Origin of the sequence: Pseudomonas viridiflava, from assembly GCF_001642795.1 — a bacterium.
In the GTDB taxonomy this organism is placed as follows: Bacteria; Pseudomonadota; Gammaproteobacteria; order Pseudomonadales; family Pseudomonadaceae; genus Aquipseudomonas; species Aquipseudomonas viridiflava.
Genome location: NZ_LKEH01000018.1, coordinates 511,759 through 533,127, shown reverse-complemented (window position 1 = coordinate 533,127; position 21,369 = coordinate 511,759). Strand labels below are relative to the sequence as shown.

At 59.3% G+C, this 21,369-nt stretch carries 21 protein-coding genes; 8 read left to right on the top strand and 13 right to left on the bottom strand.

Features of this window, described 5'->3' with window-relative positions; all coding sequences use genetic code 11:
• Positions 1–61: 61 nt before the first annotated feature.
• A complete protein-coding gene (gene rssC / locus AO065_RS06275) occupies positions 62–547 on the bottom strand; it encodes an anti-sigma factor antagonist RssC (protein WP_004881040.1) in 486 nt (161 codons plus the stop codon).
• Positions 547–1,728, bottom strand: a complete 1,182-nt coding sequence (gene rssB, locus AO065_RS06270; RefSeq protein WP_004881038.1) for a two-component system response regulator RssB — start codon at positions 1,726–1,728, stop codon at positions 547–549. Before rssB ends, rssC begins: the two co-directional genes overlap by 1 nt.
• Before the next feature lie 266 nt (positions 1,729–1,994).
• On the opposite strand from rssB, the gene AO065_RS06265 reads away from it, so the two are divergent.
• The gene (locus tag AO065_RS06265; RefSeq protein WP_004881036.1) at positions 1,995–2,294 is read left to right on the top strand and encodes a PilZ domain-containing protein; all 300 of its coding nucleotides are present in this window, start codon (positions 1,995–1,997) and stop codon (positions 2,292–2,294) included.
• A 78-nt stretch (positions 2,295–2,372) separates the two neighbouring features.
• Here AO065_RS06265 and AO065_RS06260 read toward each other — a convergent pair whose 3' ends face one another.
• The gene (locus AO065_RS06260; protein ID WP_004881035.1) at positions 2,373–3,074 is read right to left on the bottom strand and encodes an MlaA family lipoprotein; all 702 of its coding nucleotides are present in this window, start codon (positions 3,072–3,074) and stop codon (positions 2,373–2,375) included.
• Positions 3,075–3,265: 191 nt separating this feature from the next.
• On the opposite strand from AO065_RS06260, the gene AO065_RS06255 reads away from it, so the two are divergent.
• A complete protein-coding gene (locus AO065_RS06255) occupies positions 3,266–3,877 on the top strand; it encodes an HAD superfamily inactivated hydrolase PcrP (protein ID WP_004881032.1) in 612 nt (203 codons plus the stop codon).
• 103 nt (positions 3,878–3,980) lie between these two features.
• On the top strand, positions 3,981–4,247 hold the full coding sequence (locus AO065_RS06250) for a DUF4404 family protein (protein WP_004881030.1): 267 nt from the start codon (positions 3,981–3,983) through the stop codon (positions 4,245–4,247).
• 127 nt (positions 4,248–4,374) lie between these two features.
• Here AO065_RS06250 and queF read toward each other — a convergent pair whose 3' ends face one another.
• Positions 4,375–5,205 (bottom strand): NADPH-dependent 7-cyano-7-deazaguanine reductase QueF, encoded by an 831-nt coding sequence (queF, locus tag AO065_RS06245; protein WP_004881028.1) that lies wholly within the window; start codon positions 5,203–5,205, stop codon positions 4,375–4,377.
• A gap of 175 nt (positions 5,206–5,380) precedes the next feature.
• Between queF and AO065_RS06240 the strand changes: the two genes are divergently transcribed.
• Both AO065_RS06240 and AO065_RS06235 read left to right on the top strand, forming a co-directional pair.
• Positions 5,381–6,061, top strand: a complete 681-nt coding sequence (locus tag AO065_RS06240; protein ID WP_004881026.1) for a heavy metal response regulator transcription factor — start codon at positions 5,381–5,383, stop codon at positions 6,059–6,061.
• The gene (locus tag AO065_RS06235) at positions 6,058–7,419 is read left to right on the top strand and encodes a heavy metal sensor histidine kinase (RefSeq protein ID WP_004881023.1); all 1,362 of its coding nucleotides are present in this window, start codon (positions 6,058–6,060) and stop codon (positions 7,417–7,419) included. The genes AO065_RS06240 and AO065_RS06235 overlap by 4 nt, the downstream gene beginning before the upstream one ends.
• A 52-nt stretch (positions 7,420–7,471) precedes the next feature.
• On the opposite strand, the gene AO065_RS06230 is transcribed toward AO065_RS06235, so the two are convergent.
• The 3 genes from AO065_RS06230 to AO065_RS06220 form a co-directional block, all read right to left on the bottom strand.
• Positions 7,472–8,716, bottom strand: a complete 1,245-nt coding sequence (locus AO065_RS06230; RefSeq protein ID WP_004881019.1) for a lipoprotein-releasing ABC transporter permease subunit — start codon at positions 8,714–8,716, stop codon at positions 7,472–7,474.
• Positions 8,717–8,778: 62 nt separating this feature from the next.
• Entirely contained in the window at positions 8,779–9,462 is a 684-nt protein-coding gene (gene lolD, locus AO065_RS06225) for a lipoprotein-releasing ABC transporter ATP-binding protein LolD (protein WP_173335977.1), read from the bottom strand.
• 7 nt (positions 9,463–9,469) lie between these two features.
• Positions 9,470–10,720 carry a lipoprotein-releasing ABC transporter permease subunit gene (locus AO065_RS06220; protein ID WP_004881014.1) on the bottom strand — a complete coding sequence of 417 codons (1,251 nt, stop codon included), beginning with the start codon at positions 10,718–10,720 and terminating at the stop codon, positions 9,470–9,472.
• Positions 10,721–10,822: 102 nt separating this feature from the next.
• Between AO065_RS06220 and AO065_RS06215 the strand changes: the two genes are divergently transcribed.
• Complete coding sequence (locus tag AO065_RS06215; RefSeq protein ID WP_004881011.1) at positions 10,823–11,410, top strand: PilZ domain-containing protein; 588 nt, start codon at positions 10,823–10,825, stop codon at positions 11,408–11,410.
• A 55-nt stretch (positions 11,411–11,465) separates the two neighbouring features.
• Entirely contained in the window at positions 11,466–12,188 is a 723-nt protein-coding gene (locus AO065_RS06210) for a glycerophosphodiester phosphodiesterase (protein ID WP_004881009.1), read from the top strand.
• A 42-nt stretch (positions 12,189–12,230) separates the two neighbouring features.
• Here the strand turns inward: AO065_RS06210 and sthA are convergent, their stop codons facing one another.
• The gene (gene sthA / locus AO065_RS06205) at positions 12,231–13,625 is read right to left on the bottom strand and encodes a Si-specific NAD(P)(+) transhydrogenase (RefSeq protein ID WP_004881007.1); all 1,395 of its coding nucleotides are present in this window, start codon (positions 13,623–13,625) and stop codon (positions 12,231–12,233) included.
• A 135-nt stretch (positions 13,626–13,760) separates the two neighbouring features.
• Positions 13,761–14,747, bottom strand: a complete 987-nt coding sequence (locus AO065_RS06200) for an FAD:protein FMN transferase (protein WP_004881005.1) — start codon at positions 14,745–14,747, stop codon at positions 13,761–13,763.
• 513 nt (positions 14,748–15,260) lie between these two features.
• Between AO065_RS06200 and tcuC the strand changes: the two genes are divergently transcribed.
• Positions 15,261–16,553, top strand: a complete 1,293-nt coding sequence (gene tcuC, locus AO065_RS06195; RefSeq protein WP_004881004.1) for an MFS transporter — start codon at positions 15,261–15,263, stop codon at positions 16,551–16,553.
• Between the two features lie 112 nt (positions 16,554–16,665).
• Here the strand turns inward: tcuC and AO065_RS06190 are convergent, their stop codons facing one another.
• From AO065_RS06190 to AO065_RS06175, 4 genes are all read right to left on the bottom strand, one after another.
• Positions 16,666–16,920, bottom strand: coding sequence for a hypothetical protein (locus AO065_RS06190; protein ID WP_004881002.1), 255 nt, complete (start codon positions 16,918–16,920; stop codon positions 16,666–16,668).
• A gap of 88 nt (positions 16,921–17,008) precedes the next feature.
• On the bottom strand, positions 17,009–18,169 hold the full coding sequence (locus tag AO065_RS06185; protein WP_004881000.1) for a sensor histidine kinase: 1,161 nt from the start codon (positions 18,167–18,169) through the stop codon (positions 17,009–17,011).
• Positions 18,170–18,298: 129 nt separating this feature from the next.
• Positions 18,299–19,564: an MFS transporter gene (locus AO065_RS06180; RefSeq protein WP_004880999.1), complete on the bottom strand. Its 1,266-nt coding sequence runs from the start codon at positions 19,562–19,564 to the stop codon at positions 18,299–18,301.
• A gap of 172 nt (positions 19,565–19,736) precedes the next feature.
• Positions 19,737–21,200, bottom strand: a complete 1,464-nt coding sequence (locus AO065_RS06175; RefSeq protein WP_024687320.1) for a glyceraldehyde-3-phosphate dehydrogenase — start codon at positions 21,198–21,200, stop codon at positions 19,737–19,739.
• Positions 21,201–21,369: the final 169 nt, after the last annotated feature.

Here is a 21,369-nt window from a genome sequence, read left to right as displayed (position 1 = left end):
CTCCTTGCGGAGGTCGCCCTTTTTGCTGCCCGCCATTCAGCGTGACAGACAGGGAATGCTGTTAGCGCTGACCTTCGAGCGCGTTGACCAGATCATGGAAGGCTTCACGATTGGAGTCGTTGAGCCCCATGAGGATCTTGTGCGCTTCAAGCACCTTGGCCTTGACCACTTCCTCGCATTGATCCTGCGAAGGCAGATCAGTCAGACACTCAGGACGCGGAATGGGACGGTCGACGATGTTGAACACCTGATCGAAACCCATCGACTGCAATAACCGCGTGATGTCTTCGTGAGTGGTTACCAGCGTTGGCAACAGACCCACTTTCTGACGGGACAGGATCGAGAGCTTGGCCAGCAAACCAAGCGTCGTGCTGTCGATGCTGCGAGTCTCGGTCAAATCAATCACCACCGCCGAAAAATTCAAGGCGGTGAAGATTCGCTCGATAGTCGCATCCAAGGCCGAACACAGCGTCAACCGCACTTCACCCACGAACTTGAGAACGAAGGTGCCTTCCTGCTCGGCGAACTGGATTCTACCGGTACTCATTAAAGATTCCTGCTTAACACTAACAAGGCGATATCATCCGGCATCTCCCCTAGCGTTGCCAATTCAAAAACCTGACGCAAGCCATCCAGGCTGCCGCCGGCCGTCTTCACCAATTCGGGTAAAACGGCTTCTTTCTCTTTGAGTGTATCACCGGGCAGCAGATCGAGTATGCCGTCAGACAGCATGGTCAGACTGAACGACGCTGGCAGGTCCATTTCATGGTCCTGATAGGTCGCTTCGTTGAACAACCCGACCGGCAATCCACGTCCTTCCAGATAACGCGTCTGACCCTCGGTGTACAGCACCGGCAGCGGCAGATGGCCGCCAACGGCATAGGTCAGCTTGCCCGACTCTTCATCGATGACACCGCCAACCATGGTCACGTGCTTGCCCAGTTTGCAACTGATCAGCCCGCGGTTGATGTGCCCTAATACATCGGAGGGCTTGAACTCCGGCAAGGTTCCGCCACGCTTGGATTCAAACAGCAACCGCGTGGTCATGAACTTCAGCAATACAGTGATGAATGCCGAAGAGGCGCCATGCCCGGATACATCGGCCAGATAAAACGCAACGCGTCGCTCATCCACCCGGAAATAGTCGACAAAATCGCCTGACAGGTACAACGAGGGAATGATCTGGTGCGCGAACTGAAACTCGTCGATCGCCCATGGCGTGATCGGCAACATGTTCATCTGCACCTGACGGCCCGCATCCTGATCTTCCTGAAGCAGATGGAGGCTGGCTTCAAGCTCGCGATTGGCTGTTTCCAGTTTCTCGCGGTAGACCTGGTTTTCCTTGAGCAGGCGCGCACGGTCCAGCGCTCGACGCACTGAATGCTCGAGCACGGCCAGGTCTTCAAGTGGCTTGATCAGGTAATCGGCGGCGCCCAGACGCAGGGCTTCGACCGCATCGCTCATGACGCCCGCGCCGGAAACGACGATGACCGGCGTTTGCGGAGCGATGGACGTCACCTGACGAATCAGCTCAAGACCACCCATCTGAGGCATGCGCAGGTCGCAGACCACAAGATCAGGGGTTTTCTGCTCGAATATCTGAATACCCTGCAAGCCGTTACTTGCCTGCAGGACGCTGAAGCCACTGTCTTCCAGATAGGCGGCAAGGCTTGCGCGCACGACTTCATCGTCGTCGATTATCAGCAGCGTGGCACTGGTTTTTGGCATGTGGGCAAACGGCGCCAGATCAGGTTTGCGTAGGCGGCCCGGTTAACCGGAACCTGCTTACTGGATTCGCTTCTAGCCTCTCTTAAACGATCCGTGCACAACAATGTTGCGCATCGTGTTTCAGAGGTGCCCTTCAAGGCGCAGACGGTACTCCCATCCGACGGGCGTTTCAAGCGTACTCCGGCGCGGACTTTGCGCTCTTTACATCGCAAATCGCCGGGAGTTATAAGAACGGTCACATCAGCAACCAAAACGAAGGACTGGACATGAGTCGAACCGATCGCGACTACGAGGAGAAAAGGGATTACATCCGCATGCGCGTCGACGCAGACGTCAACCTGATCCATGCGGGACAGGTTATTCCCGCCGTGTGCATTGACCTTTCAAGCTCCGGCATGCAGGTCCAGGCGCCCCGCTCGTTCAGCGTCGGAGACAAGCTGAACGTCAGCATTGATTCCGATCATCCTGCGCTCAAGGGCCTGGAAGCTGATACTGAAGTGGTCTGGGTAACGGACGAAGAAGGCGGCGGACAGAAACTGGGCCTGTCTATCGTGTCCATGAAGTGAGTCATGGTTCACATTCCGGAAAAACAATAAAGGCGACCCTTGGTCGCCTTTATTCATTATCACGCTACGCAAAAACGATCAAAAATCGTCTTCGACCTGCCCGTCCTTGACCTTGAATTCGCGGTTCTGCAGATACGCATTGCGAATGAAGGTGTAACGGTCGCCGCTGATCATGCGCTCGGCCGACAACAGGCTGGCGCGGGTATCGACCAGATTCACGCCCAGCGCAGTGTTACGGGTCGGCACGTGGTCGATGTAGCGATATGGCGTGGTGTAGGTGTCCGGAATCTTGGCGAAGGCATCACGCACAGTGCTCGGACCCAGCAGAGGGATCACGACGAAAGGACCGCTGCCGACACCCCAGTGACCGAGGGTCTGGCCGAAGTCTTCGTCATTGCGCTGCAGGCCCATGTGGGTGCCCACGTCGATGAAGCCCAGCAGGCCGAAGGTGGTGTTGAAAATCAGGCGGGCGGTGTCGACACCGGCGGCCGCTGGTTTGGCTTGCAGTACATCGTTGGCAAGGTTGCCTACGTCACCAATGTTGTTGAAGAAGTTGTGCACACCGTCCTCGACGAATTGAGGCGCGACGTACTGATAACCCTTCGCCAGTGGCTTGAGTGTGTAGGTATCAACGACATCGTTGAAGCGGAAGATGGCACGGTTGACGCCTTCCCACGGATCGTCTTCTGCCGCCTGCGCGACAACTGGAACCAGCACCATACCGGCACAGACAGACAACTGAGCCAGACGTTTGATAAAGCCTGCACCGGTCACGGGCATAGCTGACACTCCTGATCTAAATAATGACGCGGGTGCTACGCCCCCACACGCAAGGACCGGCAGTATAAAGCGTTCTGTGACAAATAAGGCAGTTCTGTCGGCAAGGCAATGCAGGTAAACGCGGTCATCACTCGTTCATCGCAGTGTCACAAAAGGCCTGTAGCGTGCTTTGGTATTTCAGAGAGATCACCATGCTCGCGCCGGTCCTCAACCCGCAACCCTCCTTCTCCGCCTTGCTGTTCGGCCTCAGCGGTTGCCTTGTGGACTTCGGTGCGCAGGCAGCAAGCCCTGCTGCCGACCGGGAATGCAATCACGCCGAGGCGACACCGGGTGCATTGGATGCTCTGCGAAGACTGCGTCAGCAAGGCCTGCCCTGTGCATGGCTGGACGAGTTGCCGGACACACTCAGTAATAAACTTGCTGAACCTTTGAATGACTGGATCATGGCCGCGCCCCGTCCCGCCGCACAATGGCCAGCGCCAGATGCCTGCTGGACCGCCTTGATGGCTCTGGGTGTGCGCCAACTGGATGGCTGTGTATTGATCAGTGGTGATCCGCGCCTGCTGCAATCGGGGCTGAACGCCGGGCTATGGACGATTGGACTGGCGTCGTGCGGACCGTTGTGCGGGTTATCGCCCCTGCAATGGAAAGCCCTGACTGATGCCGAACGCGAACAGCGACGCGCTCACGCCACGCTTAAGCTCTATGCGTTGGGCGTGCATTCGGTGATCGATCATCTGGGCGAGCTGGAGTCGTGCCTTGCAGACATCAGCCTGCGCCGCAGCAAGGGCGAAAAGCCCTGACACACATGCAGCCTGCTCTGGAGTGGATTAGTCTTAAGGCGTCACGAACCTTTAGCCCAGCGGCGTAGTCCATGGGACAGACTTATCATTGAAGGAGCACGTCATGCCTGCCCGCGAACTGCAAGAACAACTCGATACCCTGCGCGAGCAACTGGAGCAGAATCCCCCGCTGTCCGAGGCCGAACGCGACAATCTGCACGAACTGATGGCACAGATCCAGACCCGAATCGAACTGGAAAACGCCACTCACGAAGACCCGAGTCTGGCCGATGGCGTGAACCTGGCGGTCGAGCGCTTCGAACTGGAACACCCAGCCATCGCCGGCACCCTGCGCAACGTCTTGCAGACATTGGGCAACATCGGGATCTGATGATCGCTGACAGGCGGCTTTGATCGTGCCCATCGCTCTGCATGGGCATGCGTCACGTGACGCTCTGCGTCACATTCAAGAGCGTCCTGGGCAGCGTTGCGAACGATCAGTAAGCGGCCCGAACGCCTTACTGCCGCGCCAGCCTGCCGTTCTCCACGTCAAGCACTTCGGTACTGCGATACGGGTTGATGTCCAGACCGCCGCGCCGTACGTAACGCGCATACACCGTCAGTTTTTCCGGCTTGAGCAGTCGCTGCAGGTCGAGAAAGATCCGCTCCACGCATTGCTCGTGGAAGTCCGAATGCTGGCGGAAGCTGACGATATAGGCCAACAGACTCGCATGATCCAGCGCCGCGCCGCGGTAGTCGACCACTACGCTGCCCCAGTCCGGCTGACTGGTGACCGGACAGTTGGACTTGAGCAGATGGCTGTACACGCTTTCCTCGGCGACGCGCGACTCATCACAACGCAGCAGTTCAGGTTGCGGCCGATCGTAACTGCTGACGCTGATGTCAAGATCATCGATGCACACGCCCGGCAACGCCGCGACCCCTTCACGCTCGATCTCGTCAAGACTGCGGATGCGCACGCCGACCGGTTTTCCGGCAGCCGCTGAAAGGTCTTTCTCCAGCGTGACCTGTAATTGCTCACGCGTCTCGAACGCAGTCTGGTTGAGCGAGTTCAGGTACAACTTGAACGACTTGGACTCGATGATATTCGGCGAGTCGGCCGGAATGCTGAACTCGGCAATCGCCACCACCGGCTTGCCCGACGGCAGCAGCCAGGACAGCTCATAGCAGTTCCAGAAGTCGATTCCCCGATACGGCAGCGTCTCGGCTGTCAGCCCCAGCTCGGCCCATTTCGCAGTGCGAGGAATGGGGAACAGCAAGGAAGGCGTATAGGTGGCGATGTACTCACTGGACTTGCCCAGCGGCGAGTGTTCGGCTGCGGGATGCATGGCGATACCTGGATCATGAATTAACGCGGCGAGTTTATAGGGTTTGCGACAGGCTTTCAGCGACAATCTCTCGCCCGACGCGGCGCAGCCGGATCATTACAGTCGTGTCAGCTTCACCCCTGATAACGCCGCCTGCGCTATAAAGCCTGCATTGCACCGCACATGACCGCGCACAATGAAATTACTGATCGTTGAAGACCAATCCAGAACCGGCCAGTTTCTGCGCCAGGGCCTGAACGAAGCCGGGTTCGACACCGAGTGGGTAGCTGACGGCAGAGCCGGTCAGCAGCGGGCCTTGAGTGGCGACCATGCACTGCTGATTCTTGATGTGATGCTGCCGGATTGTGACGGCTGGGAAATCCTTGAATCGGTACGCGCTGCCGGGCTGGATACCCCAGTGCTGTTCCTGACCGCGCGTGATGCCATCGAGGACCGTGTTCACGGCCTGGAACTGGGCGCTGACGATTATCTGGTCAAACCCTTCGCCTTCTCCGAATTGCTCGCCAGGGTCCGTACCCTGCTGCGCCGCGGTGGCAGTGCCGCTGTCGAGACTCATCTGCAGATCGCCGACCTGCGGCTGGATCTGATGCGACGCGAAGTCGAACGCAACGGCCAGCGAATCGTCCTGACGGCCAAGGAGTTCACCCTGCTGGAATTGCTGTTGCGTCGTCACGGTGAGGTGCTGCCCAAATCTCTGCTGGCCGCGCAGGTCTGGGGCATGAATTTCGACAGTGACACTAACATCATCGAAGTTGCCATCCGCCGTTTGCGGGCCAAGATCGATGACGACTTTCCCGACAAACTGATTCATACCGTGCGCGGCATGGGCTATGTCATCGAAGAGCGCCGGCTGTGAATCTGCGGCGCCGGTTTGATCGGCTTTCATTACGCAACCGCCTGGCGCTGCTGTTTTCCGTCTGCACGGCTGCGGTCTCGCTTACCGCAGGCATCCTGTTCAACCATGCCAGCGAAGCGCATTTCGTCGAACTGGACCGGCAACTGCTCGACGCCCGGCTCGCCAGTCTGCGCAGCACGTTGCAAGGTGTCGGGACAGCGCAGGATTTCGACCAGCGTCGGCAAGTGGCGCTGTCCAGTACGGGACATCAGCCGGACCTGACGTTGCGCATTACAGGACCTGACGGCCAGATCTGGTTCGATAACCTCTCAGCCGCTGCGCCGCTCGATGACGGCCTTCAGACGATCAGCGCTGACCAGACGGCCTATCGCAGCCTTACAGAATCACTGTTGCCGCACAAAGGGCCTTCGCCCAAGGTCACGCTATTACTGGACATCACTCATCACCAGCACTTCCTGGAGCGAATGCAACGCCTGATCTGGCTCACCGTCGGCCTGTCTGCCCTCGCCACCGCGCTGCTCGGTGCCTGGGCCACCCGCAGCGGGCTGAAGCCGTTGCGCAGGATGAGCGCTATCGCGGCGAGCGTGTCGGCCAGTTCGCTGACCACCCGCCTTCCCGAACAGGACATGCCTACAGAACTGGCGGAACTGACCCGCGCATTCAATGCCATGCTCGGCCGTCTGGACGACAGCTTCCAACGCCTGTCGGCGTTTTCTGCCGATATCGCCCATGAGCTGCGCACGCCGCTGTCCAACCTGCTGACCCAGACCCAGGTCACCCTCACCCGCCCGCGTGCGCTCGAAGACTACCGCGAAGCGCTGACCGGCAACCTCGAAGAGTTGCAAGGCATGGCGCAGATGGTCAACGACATGCTGTTTCTGGCCAAGGCCGAGCACGGCCTCTTGCATCCGGCACGCGAAGCGCTGCAACTGGAAAATGAGGTGGATGCCGTACTGGAGTTCTTCGCGCCACTGGCTGAAGACACACAGGTGAGTCTGTCGCGAAAGGGACAGGCCACCGTGCACGGCGACGCTGCGCTGCTACGCCGCGTGCTGTCCAATCTGCTGGACAACGCCTTGCGCTTCACACACCCGGTTGGCTACGTGAAGATCGAGCTGAAGACGTCACCGTCAGGCGTCGTTTTAAGTGTTGAAAACAGCGGCACCGATATCGCTGCTGATGCCTTGACACGCCTGTTCGACCGCTTTTACCGCGAAGACCCCGCCAGACTGGAAAGCAGTGAACATGCCGGGCTGGGTCTGGCGATTACTCGCTCGATCATTCATGCCCATGGCGGCACGATTCGTTGCGAATCGGCCAACGGTATCACCCGCTTCCTTATCGAACTGCCTGTCTGAGAACAAAAAAGCCGTTGCGGGTCGGCAACGGCTTGAAGTCACAACGTGAAGATCACTCGTAACGCAGGGCGTGCGCCGGCTCGATCTGCGCGGCGCGCCAGGCCGGATAGACCGTGGCCAGGAAGCTCAGAATGAAACCGGCGCTGCAGATCAGCAACACGTCACCGCCCTGCAGTTCGGACGGCAGGTTGCTGATGAAATACACGTCGGAACTGAAGATGTGCTGACCACTGACCCGCTCGATCCAGCCCACCAGACTGCTGACATTCAGCGCCGCGATGATGCCGAGCACGCCACCGATCAGCGTGCCCACAATACCGATCACCGTGCCCTGCACCATGAAGATCGCCATGATCTGCTTGGGTGTCGCGCCGATGGTGCGCAGGATGGCGATGTCCGCGCCCTTGTCGTTCACCACCATGATCAGCGTGGCGATGATGTTGAACGCGGCCACCGCGACGATCATCAGCAGCAACAGGCCGATCATGGTCTTTTCCATTTTCATGGCGCTGAACAGGCTGCCCTGCGTGTGCGTCCAGTCATCGGCGCGATAACCGTCGCCCAGGCTGCTGGCGATGGCGGTCGACACTTGCGGCGCCATGTACAGGTCTTTCAGCGCCAGCCTCACGCCCTGCACCTGATTCGGCTGCCAGCGCTGCATTTGCGCGGCATCTGCGATGTTGATCAGCGCCATGGAGCCGTCAAGCTCGGCACCAACCTTGAACACGCCAACGACCGTCAGACGCTGCAGACGCGGGGTGATGCCGCCCGGTGCGCTACTGACTTCGGGCACGATCAGGGTCAGCTTGTCACCGACGCTCAGGCGGAAGCGACGCGCCGTGAGATCGCCCAGCACGACGCCAAACTCGCCGGGCTTCAGATCTTCAAGGCTGCCACGCGTGATGTGCTTCGTGACGATCGACACTTCGTGCTCAAGCGCCGGATCAACACCACTGATCTGGATCGGCTGCATCGAACCCTTGTAGGACAGCATGCCTTCCATGTCGGTGAACGGCACGGCTGCCGTCACTTCTGGATTCTTGAGGGCAGCGGCGGCCAGCGGCTTCCAGTCATCCACCGGCGTCGTGCCCGCGATCACTGCGTGCGGCACCATGCCAAGAATTCGCGAACTCATTTCACGCTGGAAACCGTTCATCACTGACAGCACCACGATCATCGCCAGCACACCCAGTGCCAGACCGATCATCGAGGTCATCGAAATGAACGAGATAAAGCTTTTGCGGCGCTTGGCGCGGGTATAGCGCATGCCGATGAAGATGGGTAACGGTCTGAACATTCGCGGAGCACCGTAGAAAAAGTGTAGAACCCGGCGCGATGACTTGCGCCGGGCCGGGTGAATCAAGCCTCGACGAGGCGACCGTCTTCCAGACGCAATACGCGGTCCATCTGTCTGGCCAGGCTCATGTCGTGGGTCACGACCAGAAACGCGGTGCGCGACGAGGTGCTCAGTTCACGCATCAGGTCCTGAATGCCCTGGGCCGTGTGATGGTCGAGGTTGCCGGTCGGCTCGTCGAGCATCACCAGACCCGGCTGATTGACCAGCGCACGGGCAATCGCCACGCGCTGACGCTCGCCGCCGGACAGCTCGGACGGCTTGTGCGCCAGACGATGTCCCAGCCCCACGCGCTCCAACAGCGCAGTGGCGCGCTTGCGAGCTTCGGGAATCGCCGTGCGGCCGATCAAAAGCGGCATGCAGACGTTTTCCAGCGCCGTGAACTCGGGCAACAGGTGGTGGAACTGGTAGACGAAACCCAGTGCCCGGTTGCGCAGCAGACCACGAGCCTTCTCGCCCAGCGCCGACAACTCTTCGCCCGCCAGCCAGACGCTGCCTTGCGATGGCGTGTCCAGACCGCCCAGCAGATTGAGCAAGGTACTTTTGCCGGAGCCCGAGCTGCCGACGATAGCCACCCGCTCACCGGGGTGCAGTTCCAGTTGCAGGCCGGACAATACAACCACTGATTCCGGGCCTTCCTCGTAGGATTTACCCAGGTTGCGGCAACTCAATACAGCTTTATCAGACATGCCCGACTCACTCATAACGTAACGCCTCCGCCGGCTGGGTGCGCGCAGCACGCCAGGCGGGATACAGGGTGGCGAGGAAACTCAGGACCAACGCCGCACCGCAGACCTGGAACACGTCCTGGGCCATCAGTTGCGAAGGCAGGTAATCGATGAAATAGACGTCGGCGTTGAGAAACTTGTGCCCGATTAACCCCTCAAGCGCCGATATCGCCGCGCTGACATTGAGCGCAGCGAGAATCCCAAGCGCCGCGCCGATCAGGGTGCCAACGACACCGATCACCGTGCCTTGCACCATGAAGATCGCCATGATTTGGCGTGGCGTGGAACCCAGCGTGCGGAGGATGGCGATATCGCCCTTCTTGTCGTTGACCACCATGACCAGCGTGGAAATGATGTTGAACGCCGCCACAGCCACGATCAGCAGCAACAGCAGCCCGATCATGGCCTTCTCCATACGGATCGCCTGATACAGGTTGCCGTGGGTGCGGGTCCAGTCACGGGAATAGAAATTGTTTTCGCCCAGCTTCTGAGCGATTTCCCACGAGGTGCGCGGTGCCGCGAACAGGTCGTTGAACTTGAGGCGCAAGCCCTGAACCTGATTGGGTTTCCAGCGATGCAGGCGCGCCAGATCATCAAGATTGGTCAGGCCCAGATAGCCGTCGATCTCGCCAGCGCCGACGTGGAAAATGCCGGTCACTTCGAAACGCTTCATGCGCGGAAACATACCGGCAGGAGTCAGTGAAACTTCAGGTGCCACGAACGTCAGTTTGTCACCGACCGCGACACCCAGCTTGGCCGCTGCCTTGTCACCGATCATGATGCCGAAGCTGCCGGGCTCGAGGCTGTCGAGCTTACCCTGCTGGATGAAGTTGTCGATGATCGACACCTTGCGTTCCTGGGCCGGGTCGATGCCGTTGAGCAGCACCTTCTGCACCTTGCCTTCGTGGGTCAATAAACCCTGCATCTGGGTGAACGGCGCAACCGCGAGCACCTCAGAGTTCTCCTGAACCCTGGCGGCGAGCGCCTTCCAGTCCGTGATCGGGTCACCGGACTCAATGGTCGCGTGGGGCACCATGCCCAACACGCGGGTGCGCATTTCGTGATCGAAGCCATTCATTACCGATAACACGACTATCATCACCACAACGCCAAGCGCCAGGCCGATCATGGAAGTCAGGGAAATGAAGGAAACAAAATGGTTACGTCGTTTTGCACGTGTGTAGCGCGTGCCGATGAATACAAAAAGAGGTCTGAACATTAGGGACTTTGTTCGCAGGAATGAGGACGTCCGTGTGGCGGGCCTTGACGTGCAGCTTTACACTCGAGACTCTCTGACCACCGCCGCTACCATGGGTTCGCCATGTCGACATTAGATGAAGCAGAACGCCGCGAATACTACCGTATCGATGCCAGCGTCGCACTGGAAATTAACCCGCTGTCCGCAGCCGAGGCCGCCAGCCACGAGGCGATGAAGGAGACCTCGGCGCTGTTCGACCTGCTGAGCGAGCTGCATGTCAGCGAATTCGAATCCCAGCATCTGCTGCGCCAGCTCGACGAGCGCGACCGCGTGCTCAACAGCTTTCTCAAGTCGCTGAACAAGCGCATCGACCTGCTCGGTCAGGTCGTCGCCCACACCGCGCTGGGCAAGCTCGGCACACCGCAGCCGGTCAAACTGTCCGAAGGCGGCATGCAGTTCAATTCGTTGCAAAATTATACGGTGGGCGAAGAACTCTCGATCAAGATGGTGCTGATGCCACAGGCCGCCGGCCTGATGCTGCACGCCAGGGTGACGCAGAGCGACGCACTGGCCGACGGCGGTTTCGACACCTGGGTCGAGTTCGTGCAGTTGCCTGATGCGCAGCGCCAGTTGATTGCCCGTCACGTTCTGCAACGCCAGGCGCAGCAACGTCGCCAGGCGCTGGAGCGAGGCCAGCCCTCAGGCTCATGATTCACCCCTTATCCGATCACACCAGTAGTTGGCGCCTTTCAGGCCAGGAGTAAACGTGACCCTTATCTACGGCCACCGCGGCGCCAAGGGCGAAGCACCGGAAAACACCCTGACCAGCTTTCAGGAATGCCTCAAGCATGGCGTTCGCCGCTGCGAACTGGACCTGCACCTGTCGCGCGACGGGGAACTGATGGTCATCCATGACCCGACCCTCAAGCGCACCACCGACCGGCGCGGCAAGGTCCACGAACACGACGCTGCCGATCTGGTGACCTACGACGCACGCAAGGGCGGACCTGGCTGGGTGAACCCCTGCCCGATTCCGCGCCTGGAAGAGTTGTTCGAACACTGCGACTTCGAGCACTGGCAGTTGGAAGTCAAAAGTGCCTCACGCACCCGTGCGGCAAATACCGTGCTGGCCATTCGTGAAATGGTTCAGCGGCACGGATTGCTGGACAAGGTCACCATCACCTCAAGCTCCCGTGAAGTGCTCCGCGCCGCTGTCGAGCTGACGCCGGACATCTCGCGGGGGCTGGTAGCCGAATACGCCTGGCTCGACCCGCTGAAGGTCGCGCAGAACTATGGTTGCGAAATTCTGGCGTTGAACTGGACGTTATGCACCCCTGAGCGTCTGCAAAAGGCACAGCGTCAGGGGCTGCATGTGTCGGTATGGACGGTCAACGAACCGGCGTTGATGCGCAGGCTCGCTGACTTCGGCGTAGACAGCCTGATTACAGACTTTCCCGGTTTGGCCACCGCCACGCTCGGGAATCGCTGAAATCGGTCGCCCCGGCCGGCTCAGGCCACCGGCCGGAGTCGCTCAAAAAAGCCGGTTGAGGCCATCGTAAGCGGCTACCCGATAGGCTTCGGCCATGGTCGGGTAGTTGAACGTGGTGTTCACGAAATACTTGATCGAGTTGGCTTCGCCCGGCTGATTCATGATCGCCTGACCGATGTGCACGATCTCCGACGCCTGGTCGCCGAAGCAGTGCACACCCAGCACTTCCAGCGTCTCGCGGTGGAACAGGATCTTCAGCATCCCCACGCGTTCGCCGGAGATCTGCGCACGCGCCATGCCCTTGAAGAACGCCTTGCCCACTTCGTATGGCACCTTGGCCTGGGTCAACTCATGCTCGTTCTTGCCGATCGAGCTGATCTCGGGAATGGTGTAGATGCCAGTCGGCACGTCATTCACATAACGCCAACTGCCGTTGTCGACGACGCTGCCCGCCGCCGAGCGCCCCTGGTCGTACGCCGCGCTGGCCAGACTCGGCCAGCCGATCACATCGCCTGCACCGTAAACACTGGCAACGCTGGTGCGATAGGTCTCATCGACTTCGATCTGGCCACGCCCATTGGCCTTGAGGCCGATGTTTTCCAGCCCCAGCTTGTCGGTGTTGCCGGTACGCCCGTTACACCACAGCAAGGCATCGGCCTTGATCTTCTTGCCGGACTTGAGGTGCAGAATCACCCCGTTATCCAGGCCTTCGACCTTTTCGTATTCTTCGTTGTGGCGAACCATTACGTTGTTGTTGCTGAAGTGATAGCTCAGCGCCTGCGAAATCTCGGTATCGAGGAAGCTCAGCAACTGGTCGCGGTTGTCCACTAGTTCGACCAGTACGCCAAGACCGCTGAAGATCGACGCGTATTCACAGCCGATTACGCCAGCACCGTAGATGATCAGCTTGCGCGGGGTGTGCCCCAGGCTGAGGATGGTGTCGCTGTCGTAGATACGCTTGTGGCTGAAGTCGATGTCTGCAGGACGGTAAGGACGCGAGCCGGTGGCGATGATGATCTGGTTGGCGACCAGTTTTTCCATGACGCCATTGGCGCAGACCACGTTGATGCTGTTCTCGTCGGCGAAACTGCCTGTCCCAAAGAACACATCGACCCGGTTGCGGGCGTAGTAGGCAGTGCGCGAGGCCACCTGCTTGGAGATGACCATCTCCGCGTTTTTCAACACATCCGGAAACGAAAACCAGCGCGGCTCGCCAATGGCCCGGAACATGGGGTTGGTGTTGAACTGAATGATCTGTTTGACCGAGTGACGCAGTGCCTTGGACGGGATGGTGCCCAAATGAGTGCAGTTGCCGCCCACTTGCCGACGGCTGTCGACCATGGCGACCTTGCGTCCCGCCTTCGCGGCATTCATTGCCGCGCCTTCTCCGGCTGGGCCGGAACCCAGTACCACTACGTCGTAGTTGTAGACAGCCATGCGTACTCCTTTAGAACAGTCCGAGGCGCCACTCTGGCATCTCTGGCTAAATCACGCGGCGCAGTCTAGCGCTGCGCCGAGGCGGCGAACATTAACCCTTGGTCGCGTCGAAGGCCACTTTTGTCTGTGCCGCACTTACAGTGGCTGCTCCGTCACGAGCCGGTCGAACGACGCGTTGCTGTGAATGATAAAGCGCTTATCGGCACGAATCACAAAAAAAGCAGCAATTTGATGCTCTTGCGCGTAATTCCATCCCCGCTCCGGCCCGAGAATCAACAACATCGACGACAGCCCGTCAGCCATCATGGCCGAGGGATGAAGCACAGTCACCGAAGCAAGGGCATGACTCACCGGCAGACCGGTCAGCGCATCAAAGGTACGCGAACGCGCGTGACGACCATGCTCGAAATGATCACGGTAATCACCGGATGTGGAGACACTATAGTCGTCCAGCTGAAAGATTTTCTGCGCCGTCTCTCGATCGTCTCGAGGCGCTTCCAGCTTGACCCGCCAAGGTGCACCGTCCGGCTTTCGACCCTTGACGCGCATTTCACCCATGGCCTGCACCATATAATCGTGCACGCCGGCCGCGTCCAGAAAACGGGCAATACGATCAACGGTATGGCCCGCCGCAAGGCTGTTGAGATCCACCTGCACGGCGGCGTCCTTGCACAGTCGCTGACCGTCGATGCGCAGGTTGCGATAACCGATCTGGCCGCGCGCACGCGTCAGTTGCGGTGCGGAGGGTACCTGCTGTGTCTTCGACGCATGGGCACCAAAACCCCATAGCTCCATCAACGGCTCGACCGTGAGGTCGAAGGCCCCGTTACTTGCCTGCGACAACTGCCTGCCGACATCAACGAGCTCCAGCACGGCGGGTGGCATGTACTGGCAACTGTTGGCGGGCAGCAGATTGAAACGGCTTATGTCCGAATCGAGCCGCCAGGTCGACATTTGCTGATCCACTTCGGCCAGCACGGTCTCGACTTCGGCCTGCAGATGGGCGCGATCAGGCGTTGTGACGTCATGCGCATAAACCACTGAATAGTGATTGCCCATGGTCGGCCCGCCAAAGCTCTCCAGTGCCCGCTGTTGCTCGCAGCCACTGCAGATGACCAGCAACAGGCATACCGCAAACCTGCCCAGCCCTCTTGAACCTATTCCCTGCAAATCAGCTTCCCGCACGTCAGTGTCTTGAATACACGTTCTGAAGCACTCGCGTTCACGACGAAACACCACGAGGTCAAAAGCCTGCAAGAGTGCCTTGCACGGCAGCGTCGGGCAAGGCCGAAACGGCCATTCACTTCTGTCACGCCCTCCATCCTCAATGCTGTTACCGCCCAATGTCCGGTAAAGCCCGACAAGTGCCACGACAATTTCGGACAAGCGGCGACGTCGCTCATAACCCGTCCGGTATAACAGTCGAGCCATTCAATTAATACGCGTAGTTCTGCATGCTCTCAGCGCTGTCAAGTCCCTGCCAATTAACCGTTAATTCCCGAAACGGTTGTCTTTGAGCCACGTAACACATACTGTTACAAATGTGCATGATGAGCGGGATACGTCGCTGTTGTGACGCATGCGGGATAAAAACGACAACGGCCTACAAGCCGATGAGCCTGAGCGAGTAACTAAATGGCCTCCACAACCAGTAAGGGCAAGGCGATCTTTCGCGTTGTCAGCGGTAACTTCCTCGAAATGTTCGACTTTATGGTCTATGGCTTTTACGCCACGGCCATTGCCAAAGCCTTCTTTCCCTCCGACAGCGCCTTCGCATCCCTGATGCTGTCGCTGGCGACATTCGGCGCAGGCTTCCTGATGCGTCCGCTGGGCGCAATTTTTCTGGGTGCCTACATCGACCGTCATGGCCGCCGGAAAGGATTGATCGTGACCCTTGCCATGATGGCCATGGGCACACTGCTGATTGCCTGTGTACCGGGCTATGCAACGCTGGGTGTTGCTGCACCGTTGCTGGTACTGCTGGGGCGTCTGTTGCAGGGCTTTTCGGCTGGTGTGGAACTGGGTGGCGTTTCGGTCTATCTGGCTGAAATCTCGACACCGGGTCGCAAGGGCTTTTTCGTAAGCTGGCAGTCCGCCAGCCAACAGGCCGCAGTGGTATTCGCGGGCCTCTTGGGCGTTGGCTTGAACCACTGGCTCAGCGCCGAGCAGATGACTGACTGGGGCTGGCGTGTACCGTTCCTGGTCGGCTGCATGATCGTACCGGCCATCTTCATCATTCGCCGCTCGCTGGAAGAGTCTCCCGAGTTCGAAGCACGTACGCATCGTCCAACCCTGCGTGAAGTAATTCGCTCGATCAGCCAGAACTTCGGTCTGGTGCTGGGCGGCATGGCGCTGGTGGTAATGACTACCGTGTCGTTCTACCTGATCACGGCCTACACGCCGACATTCGGCAAGAACGAGTTGAACCTGACAGACCTTGAAAGCCTGCTGGTTACCGTGTGTGTGGGTGTGTCGAACTTCATCTGGCTGCCGATCATGGGTTCGTTCTCGGACCGCATCGGACGCAAGCCGCTGCTGATAGCTGCCACGGTGCTGGCCATTGCCACCGCCTACCCTGCCCTGTCGTGGCTGGTAGATCACCCAAGCTTCAGCCACCTGCTGATGGTCGAGCTGTGGTTCTCCTTCCTGTACGGCTCCTACAACGGCGCGATGGTCGTTGCGCTGACCGAGATCATGCCGGTCGAAGTCCGCACCACCGGTTTCTCGCTGGCCTACAGCCTGGCCACCGCTACCTTCGGTGGTTTCACCCCGGCAGCCTGTACCTACCTGATCCACGCATTGGGCAACAAGGCTGCACCGGGCATCTGGCTCACCGGCGCTGCCGTGCTGGGCCTGGTCGCAACGCTGGTCCTGTTTCGCAAGGGCGGCCAGAAGCTCGAAGCACCTGGCGCTGCAGCGACCGCCTGATTACGGGTCACCGCGCGCAATAAAAAACCCCGGTCTGACATCGTTCAGACCGGGGTTTTCTACATCTGTACCTTGCATTTATTCGCTCCGGGACAGATCAAGCGTCGGCTCTTCAGCGCGCCCCATACCTCGCATGATAAGACGGGGCACCGGTGGCAACCTGCGGATTCCAGTCCGCTGCCTGCCCGCACGCCTTGTCCAAATCAGCCCAGGGATCTGATTTCTCGTACTCGCACGAGCAGCCTTTGGAATGCAGGAACACGGCTCCGCGATCAGCCTCCTTCTGCCCCGCCAGACACACTCTGCAGGAAACCACACGCCTGTTCAGCCGCCAGCGGCTGTTCCACTTGATGAGATCGTCAATCATCGTCCCATCCCTCCAATAACCCAGTCTTAAGACTGTGAGTGAACGCATGCTCGCAAGTTTCTGTATATCTGACCGACGGCCTTTTTTATCACTGCAGGGTGGGAAGCGATACCGGGGACAGGATCAGTGATAACGGAATTCTGACCGTGAACGTAGTCCCCATGCCGGCAACGGAATCCACATCGATACTGCCCTCATGGGCACTGACAATGGCGGATGCGATATAAAGCCCGAGCCCCAGCCCTGCGCCAGCACCGTATTCAACACCCCCTTCAGCGAGATGCCGAACCATCGGACTGAAAAGACCGGCCTTGGCAACCTCTTCAATCGGAGCGCCTTCATTGTGGACGGACAGGCAGGCAACGCCCTGTTCGTCGGTCAATGTCACGGTAACGGCCCTGCCGGCGTCGCCATGCTTGATCGCGTTGCCGATCAGGTTGGAAATGACCTGTTCCATCCGGGAACGGTCGAAACTTGCCGCAAGGCGGGGCTCGGACAGCAGGACGATACTGCGATCAGGATGATAGGCGCGCGCCTCTTCGACCATGGCTTCACAGGCCTGCGCCAGATCGTCCACCCTCCTGCGCACCGGAATACCCGAGCCCAACTGAGTGCGAGTGAAATCCAGCAGGTCGCCGACGATACTGACTGATCGTTTCACACTGGTGAAAATACGCGACACGTTTTTAATGGCTTTTGGAGGCAGATCACCCGCTCCCAACAGCACCTCGGCGCTCAGCGAGATCGCGCCCAACGGGCTTCTCAGGTCATGCCCGAGAATGCCGAGAAAGACGTTTCGCGCGGCGTCGACGGCCTGCGTGTACGTCACTACCGATTCGGCAAGCGCCTGATCGATCGCCTCGTTGAACCGGACAATGTCCGAAATCTCCTGATCTTTAGTCACGTCTTTGGGCGGCATCCAGAGTACGAGCACGCTCGTACGCAAGGCCCGGTACTCGGCAATCATCTGACCGATCGTGAAGCCCGAGACCTGCCGGGTATCGGCGTGTGTCTCGGCGGCGGTGCGGCTCAGCGAGTCCGGCGCCTCACCATGAGACTTCGAGATTCTCGCCGCGTGGGTCTGCGTGGTTCGCAGATCGGCGGCTATCGTGAGCAACATTTGCTCGGCGTGGTCTCGCAAGGCCGCCGTGTCCATACCCTCTGCTGCCGGGGTCATGGTTTTCGCGAAGTCTTCCCATTGCTGCAGGATGGGCTCGATATTCTGAACGATGAAATCAGCCAACCGCATGCTGTGTACTCCATTACCTGGGGAAGATTGCTCCGCAAAACAGTGTGCGATGCAGGTTGCGATTCAACGCAACTGGACGCGAAGCTACAGGTATTAGGCGCGCACCGGCGATTTATATCGCTTATCACCTCACCCTTTGAGCTGCCACGGCCTGAAACTCATCCACAGCAACAGCCCCGGCACCTGCAGCGCAATCATCAGTCCGAGCGACCACTGATAGGCCTCGACCGGATGTGCGACGCCCTCAAGGGTCGGCCAGAGGTTCAACACGGCCCCCGCCAGCCATTGCAGAACGAACGCCAACACAAACACCACCAGGTTGAACGAAGAGCTCACCCTTCCGGCCAGTTCCGGCGGAACCGATTGCGCCACGATGGCGTAATTCATGGTGGTCGAGGTGCCAAAGAAGCTGAAACCCATGGCGATCAGATAAGGCGACACCGGCAAACCGCTGATCATGAGCGCCTGAACACCAATGAAGATCGCCATGCCAGCGCCGCAGACCATGATCGGCTGCACGCCGAAGCGGCGCAGATAATCCGTGATGGTGCCGAAAGCCAGGGAGCCTGCGACCATCGCCACCGCTCCGAACAGCAGCACGCGGGCCATGGCAGATTCGCTCAGGCCGGCCACGTCATGCAGCCACGGCCCCATCCACAACGACAGCACCGACATGTAGATGGCATGAGCGAACACCGAATACAGCGCCAATCGCCAGAACGTCCACGAGGCGTACAGCCTGCCGACGGCGGCAAACATGTCGGCAAATCTCGCAGGCCGGGCTTCGTAGGTCCTGGGCACACTGAAATGAATGATTCCCGCAACGCAGAAGGTCAGCAGCGCCAGGATCAGAAACGCCTCACGCCAGGTGAACCAGTCGAGCAGCAAATGCAGTGGCGTGGTGGATGCCATCGCACCGAGGCCGCCAATCGACAGCAGGCAGGCGGTGCTCAACGGCAGGCGTTCGACCGGCAGCCAGATGGCGCAGGCCTTGATGGCGCTCATCAACGAGCCCGCTACGCCCAGGCCGATCAATCCACGCCCGATCAGCAGGCCGGTCTCGGTGCTGGACAGGCTGAAGATGATCGAACCCAGCACTGAAAACAGCAGCATCGGCGCCTGCACACTGCGTGGCCCATAACGATCCAGCATCACGCCCAGTGGAATCTGCGCAGCGGCAAAGGTCAGGAAGTACACGCCGGTCAGCAACCCGAGGCTGCTGGCAGGCAGGCTCAGGTCGGCCTGCAGATCCACATAGATCACGGCATTGACGGTACGGAACAGGTAGGAAACGAAATGCCCCAGACCGAAAGGAATGAAGATCGTCAGGAACAGAAAGAAGAAACTGGTTTTGAGGTGTTTTTGCGAGCCATCCATGACCGAACCATCGTTCATCCGAACCCCCTTCCATGAGCCATTGTCTGCGCGGCTGTCAGCCCAGCGCCGCGGGCGTCGATCTTCCCATGATCTGTCGTCGCAACCAACACGCAAAAAAAGGCCGGACCCTGTCTGCACAGGATCCGGCCCTTTCGTCACACACTACCCGGACTGACCGGGCTGCGCATGTTTACTGCGGGAAGGCTGGCGGATTGACGTCGGCCATGTCTTCCATCACGCGAACCACCTGATGGCTGTAACCGAATTCGTTGTCGTACCAGACGTACAGGACAACGCGGTTATCGTTGACGATGGTCGCTTCGGCATCCACGACACCGGCGTGACGCGAACCCACGAAGTCAGTGGACACCACTTCCTGCGAGTTCACGAAGTCGATCTGCTTGTGCAGGTCTGAATGCAGCGCCATGTAGCGCAGGTACTCGTTCATTTCTTCGCGAGTGGTCTGCTTGTCGAGGTTCAGGTTGAGAATAGCCATGGACACGTTTGGCGTCGGAACGCGGATCGCGTTGCCGGTCAGCTTCCCGGCCAGCTCAGGCAGAGCCTTGGCAGCCGCTGTGGCAGCACCGGTTTCGGTGATGACCATGTTCAGCGCGGCGCTGCGACCACGACGGTCGCCCTTGTGGAAGTTGTCGATCAGGTTCTGGTCGTTGGTGTACGAGTGAACCGTTTCGACGTGACCGTTGACGATGCCGAACTTGTCGTTGACGGCCTTGAGCACCGGCACGATGGCGTTGGTGGTGCAGGACGCTGCGGAAACGATCTTGTCGTCAGCAGTGATTTCACCGTGGTTGATGCCGTGCACGATGTTCTTCAGCTTGCCTTTGCCCGGCGCAGTCAGTACGACGCGGTCGATGCCCGGGCAGGACAGGTGCTGGCCCAGACCGTCGGCATCACGCCATACACCTGTGTTGTCCACCAGCAGAGCGTCCTTGATCCCGTACTGGGTGTAATCCACCTCGGTCGGGTTCTTGGCGTAGATCACCTGGATCAGGTTACCGTTGGCAGTAATGGTGCTGTTGGCTTCGTCGATGGTGATGGTGCCGTCGAACGGACCGTGCACCGAATCGCGACGCAGCAGGCTGGCACGCTTGACCAGATCGTTTTCCGCGCCTTTGCGGACCACGATGGCGCGCAGGCGCAGGCCGTCGCCGCCACCGGTTTTTTCGATCAGGATGCGCGCCAGCAGGCGGCCGATGCGACCAAAACCGTACAGCACAACATCAGTACCCTTGCGCGGGCTGGTGTTCTGCTGACCTACAACACTGGCCAGTTCGTCACGCACGAACTGCTCAGGCGTACGGCCATTGCCTTCGGTCTTGAACTTGACCGCCAGCTTGCCCAGGTCCACCGAAGCGGCGCCCAGTTTAAGCTCGCTCATCGCCTTGATGAGCGGGAAAGTCTCGTGTACGGACAACTCGCTCGCATCGGACTGACGATGGCGCGCAAAGCGGTGAGCTTTGAGAATCGCGATGACTGAACGGTTGATCAGGCTGCGGCCATAGATCGAACTCACCACATTGTTATTGCGGTAGAGCTGACCGATAAGCGGGATCATCGCCTCGGCGAGGGCTTCACGATCGATCCATTCACCAAGACACTGGTCGGGCTTCTGAGTCACGGGAACCTTCCACATGTAGGGGCTGAAAAAAGGGGCTACATTATGACCAAGCCAGTGTTTATGAGCAATGCGCGACTGTCAGATCGTTACGCACTACATAATTTCGGCCCGTAAATACGCGGTAATGGACTGGAAAACTGACAGCCACCACCTTCCCCCGCTACAATCGCCGCCCCTGTCGCAA

Coding starts and splice junctions, on each gene's coding strand:
- sthA (WP_004881007.1), bottom strand. CDS start 13,625: ATGGCTGTCTACAACTACGACGTAGTGGTACTGGGTTCCGGCCCAGCC.
- queF (WP_004881028.1), bottom strand. CDS start 5,205: ATGCATCCCGCAGCCGAACACTCGCCGCTGGGCAAGTCCAGTGAGTAC.
- AO065_RS06215 (WP_004881011.1), top strand. CDS start 10,823: ATGTCGACATTAGATGAAGCAGAACGCCGCGAATACTACCGTATCGAT.
- AO065_RS06180 (WP_004880999.1), bottom strand. CDS start 19,564: ATGAACGATGGTTCGGTCATGGATGGCTCGCAAAAACACCTCAAAACC.
- AO065_RS06175 (WP_024687320.1), bottom strand. CDS start 21,200: ATGTGGAAGGTTCCCGTGACTCAGAAGCCCGACCAGTGTCTTGGTGAA.
- tcuC (WP_004881004.1), top strand. CDS start 15,261: ATGGCCTCCACAACCAGTAAGGGCAAGGCGATCTTTCGCGTTGTCAGC.
- AO065_RS06230 (WP_004881019.1), bottom strand. CDS start 8,716: ATGTTCAGACCGTTACCCATCTTCATCGGCATGCGCTATACCCGCGCC.
- AO065_RS06240 (WP_004881026.1), top strand. CDS start 5,381: ATGAAATTACTGATCGTTGAAGACCAATCCAGAACCGGCCAGTTTCTG.
- lolD (WP_173335977.1), bottom strand. CDS start 9,462: ATGTCTGATAAAGCTGTATTGAGTTGCCGCAACCTGGGTAAATCCTAC.
- AO065_RS06250 (WP_004881030.1), top strand. CDS start 3,981: ATGCCTGCCCGCGAACTGCAAGAACAACTCGATACCCTGCGCGAGCAA.
- AO065_RS06255 (WP_004881032.1), top strand. CDS start 3,266: ATGCTCGCGCCGGTCCTCAACCCGCAACCCTCCTTCTCCGCCTTGCTG.
- AO065_RS06220 (WP_004881014.1), bottom strand. CDS start 10,720: ATGTTCAGACCTCTTTTTGTATTCATCGGCACGCGCTACACACGTGCA.
- rssB (WP_004881038.1), bottom strand. CDS start 1,728: ATGCCAAAAACCAGTGCCACGCTGCTGATAATCGACGACGATGAAGTC.
- AO065_RS06185 (WP_004881000.1), bottom strand. CDS start 18,169: ATGCGGTTGGCTGATTTCATCGTTCAGAATATCGAGCCCATCCTGCAG.
- AO065_RS06260 (WP_004881035.1), bottom strand. CDS start 3,074: ATGCCCGTGACCGGTGCAGGCTTTATCAAACGTCTGGCTCAGTTGTCT.
- AO065_RS06190 (WP_004881002.1), bottom strand. CDS start 16,920: ATGATTGACGATCTCATCAAGTGGAACAGCCGCTGGCGGCTGAACAGG.
- AO065_RS06265 (WP_004881036.1), top strand. CDS start 1,995: ATGAGTCGAACCGATCGCGACTACGAGGAGAAAAGGGATTACATCCGC.
- rssC (WP_004881040.1), bottom strand. CDS start 547: ATGAGTACCGGTAGAATCCAGTTCGCCGAGCAGGAAGGCACCTTCGTT.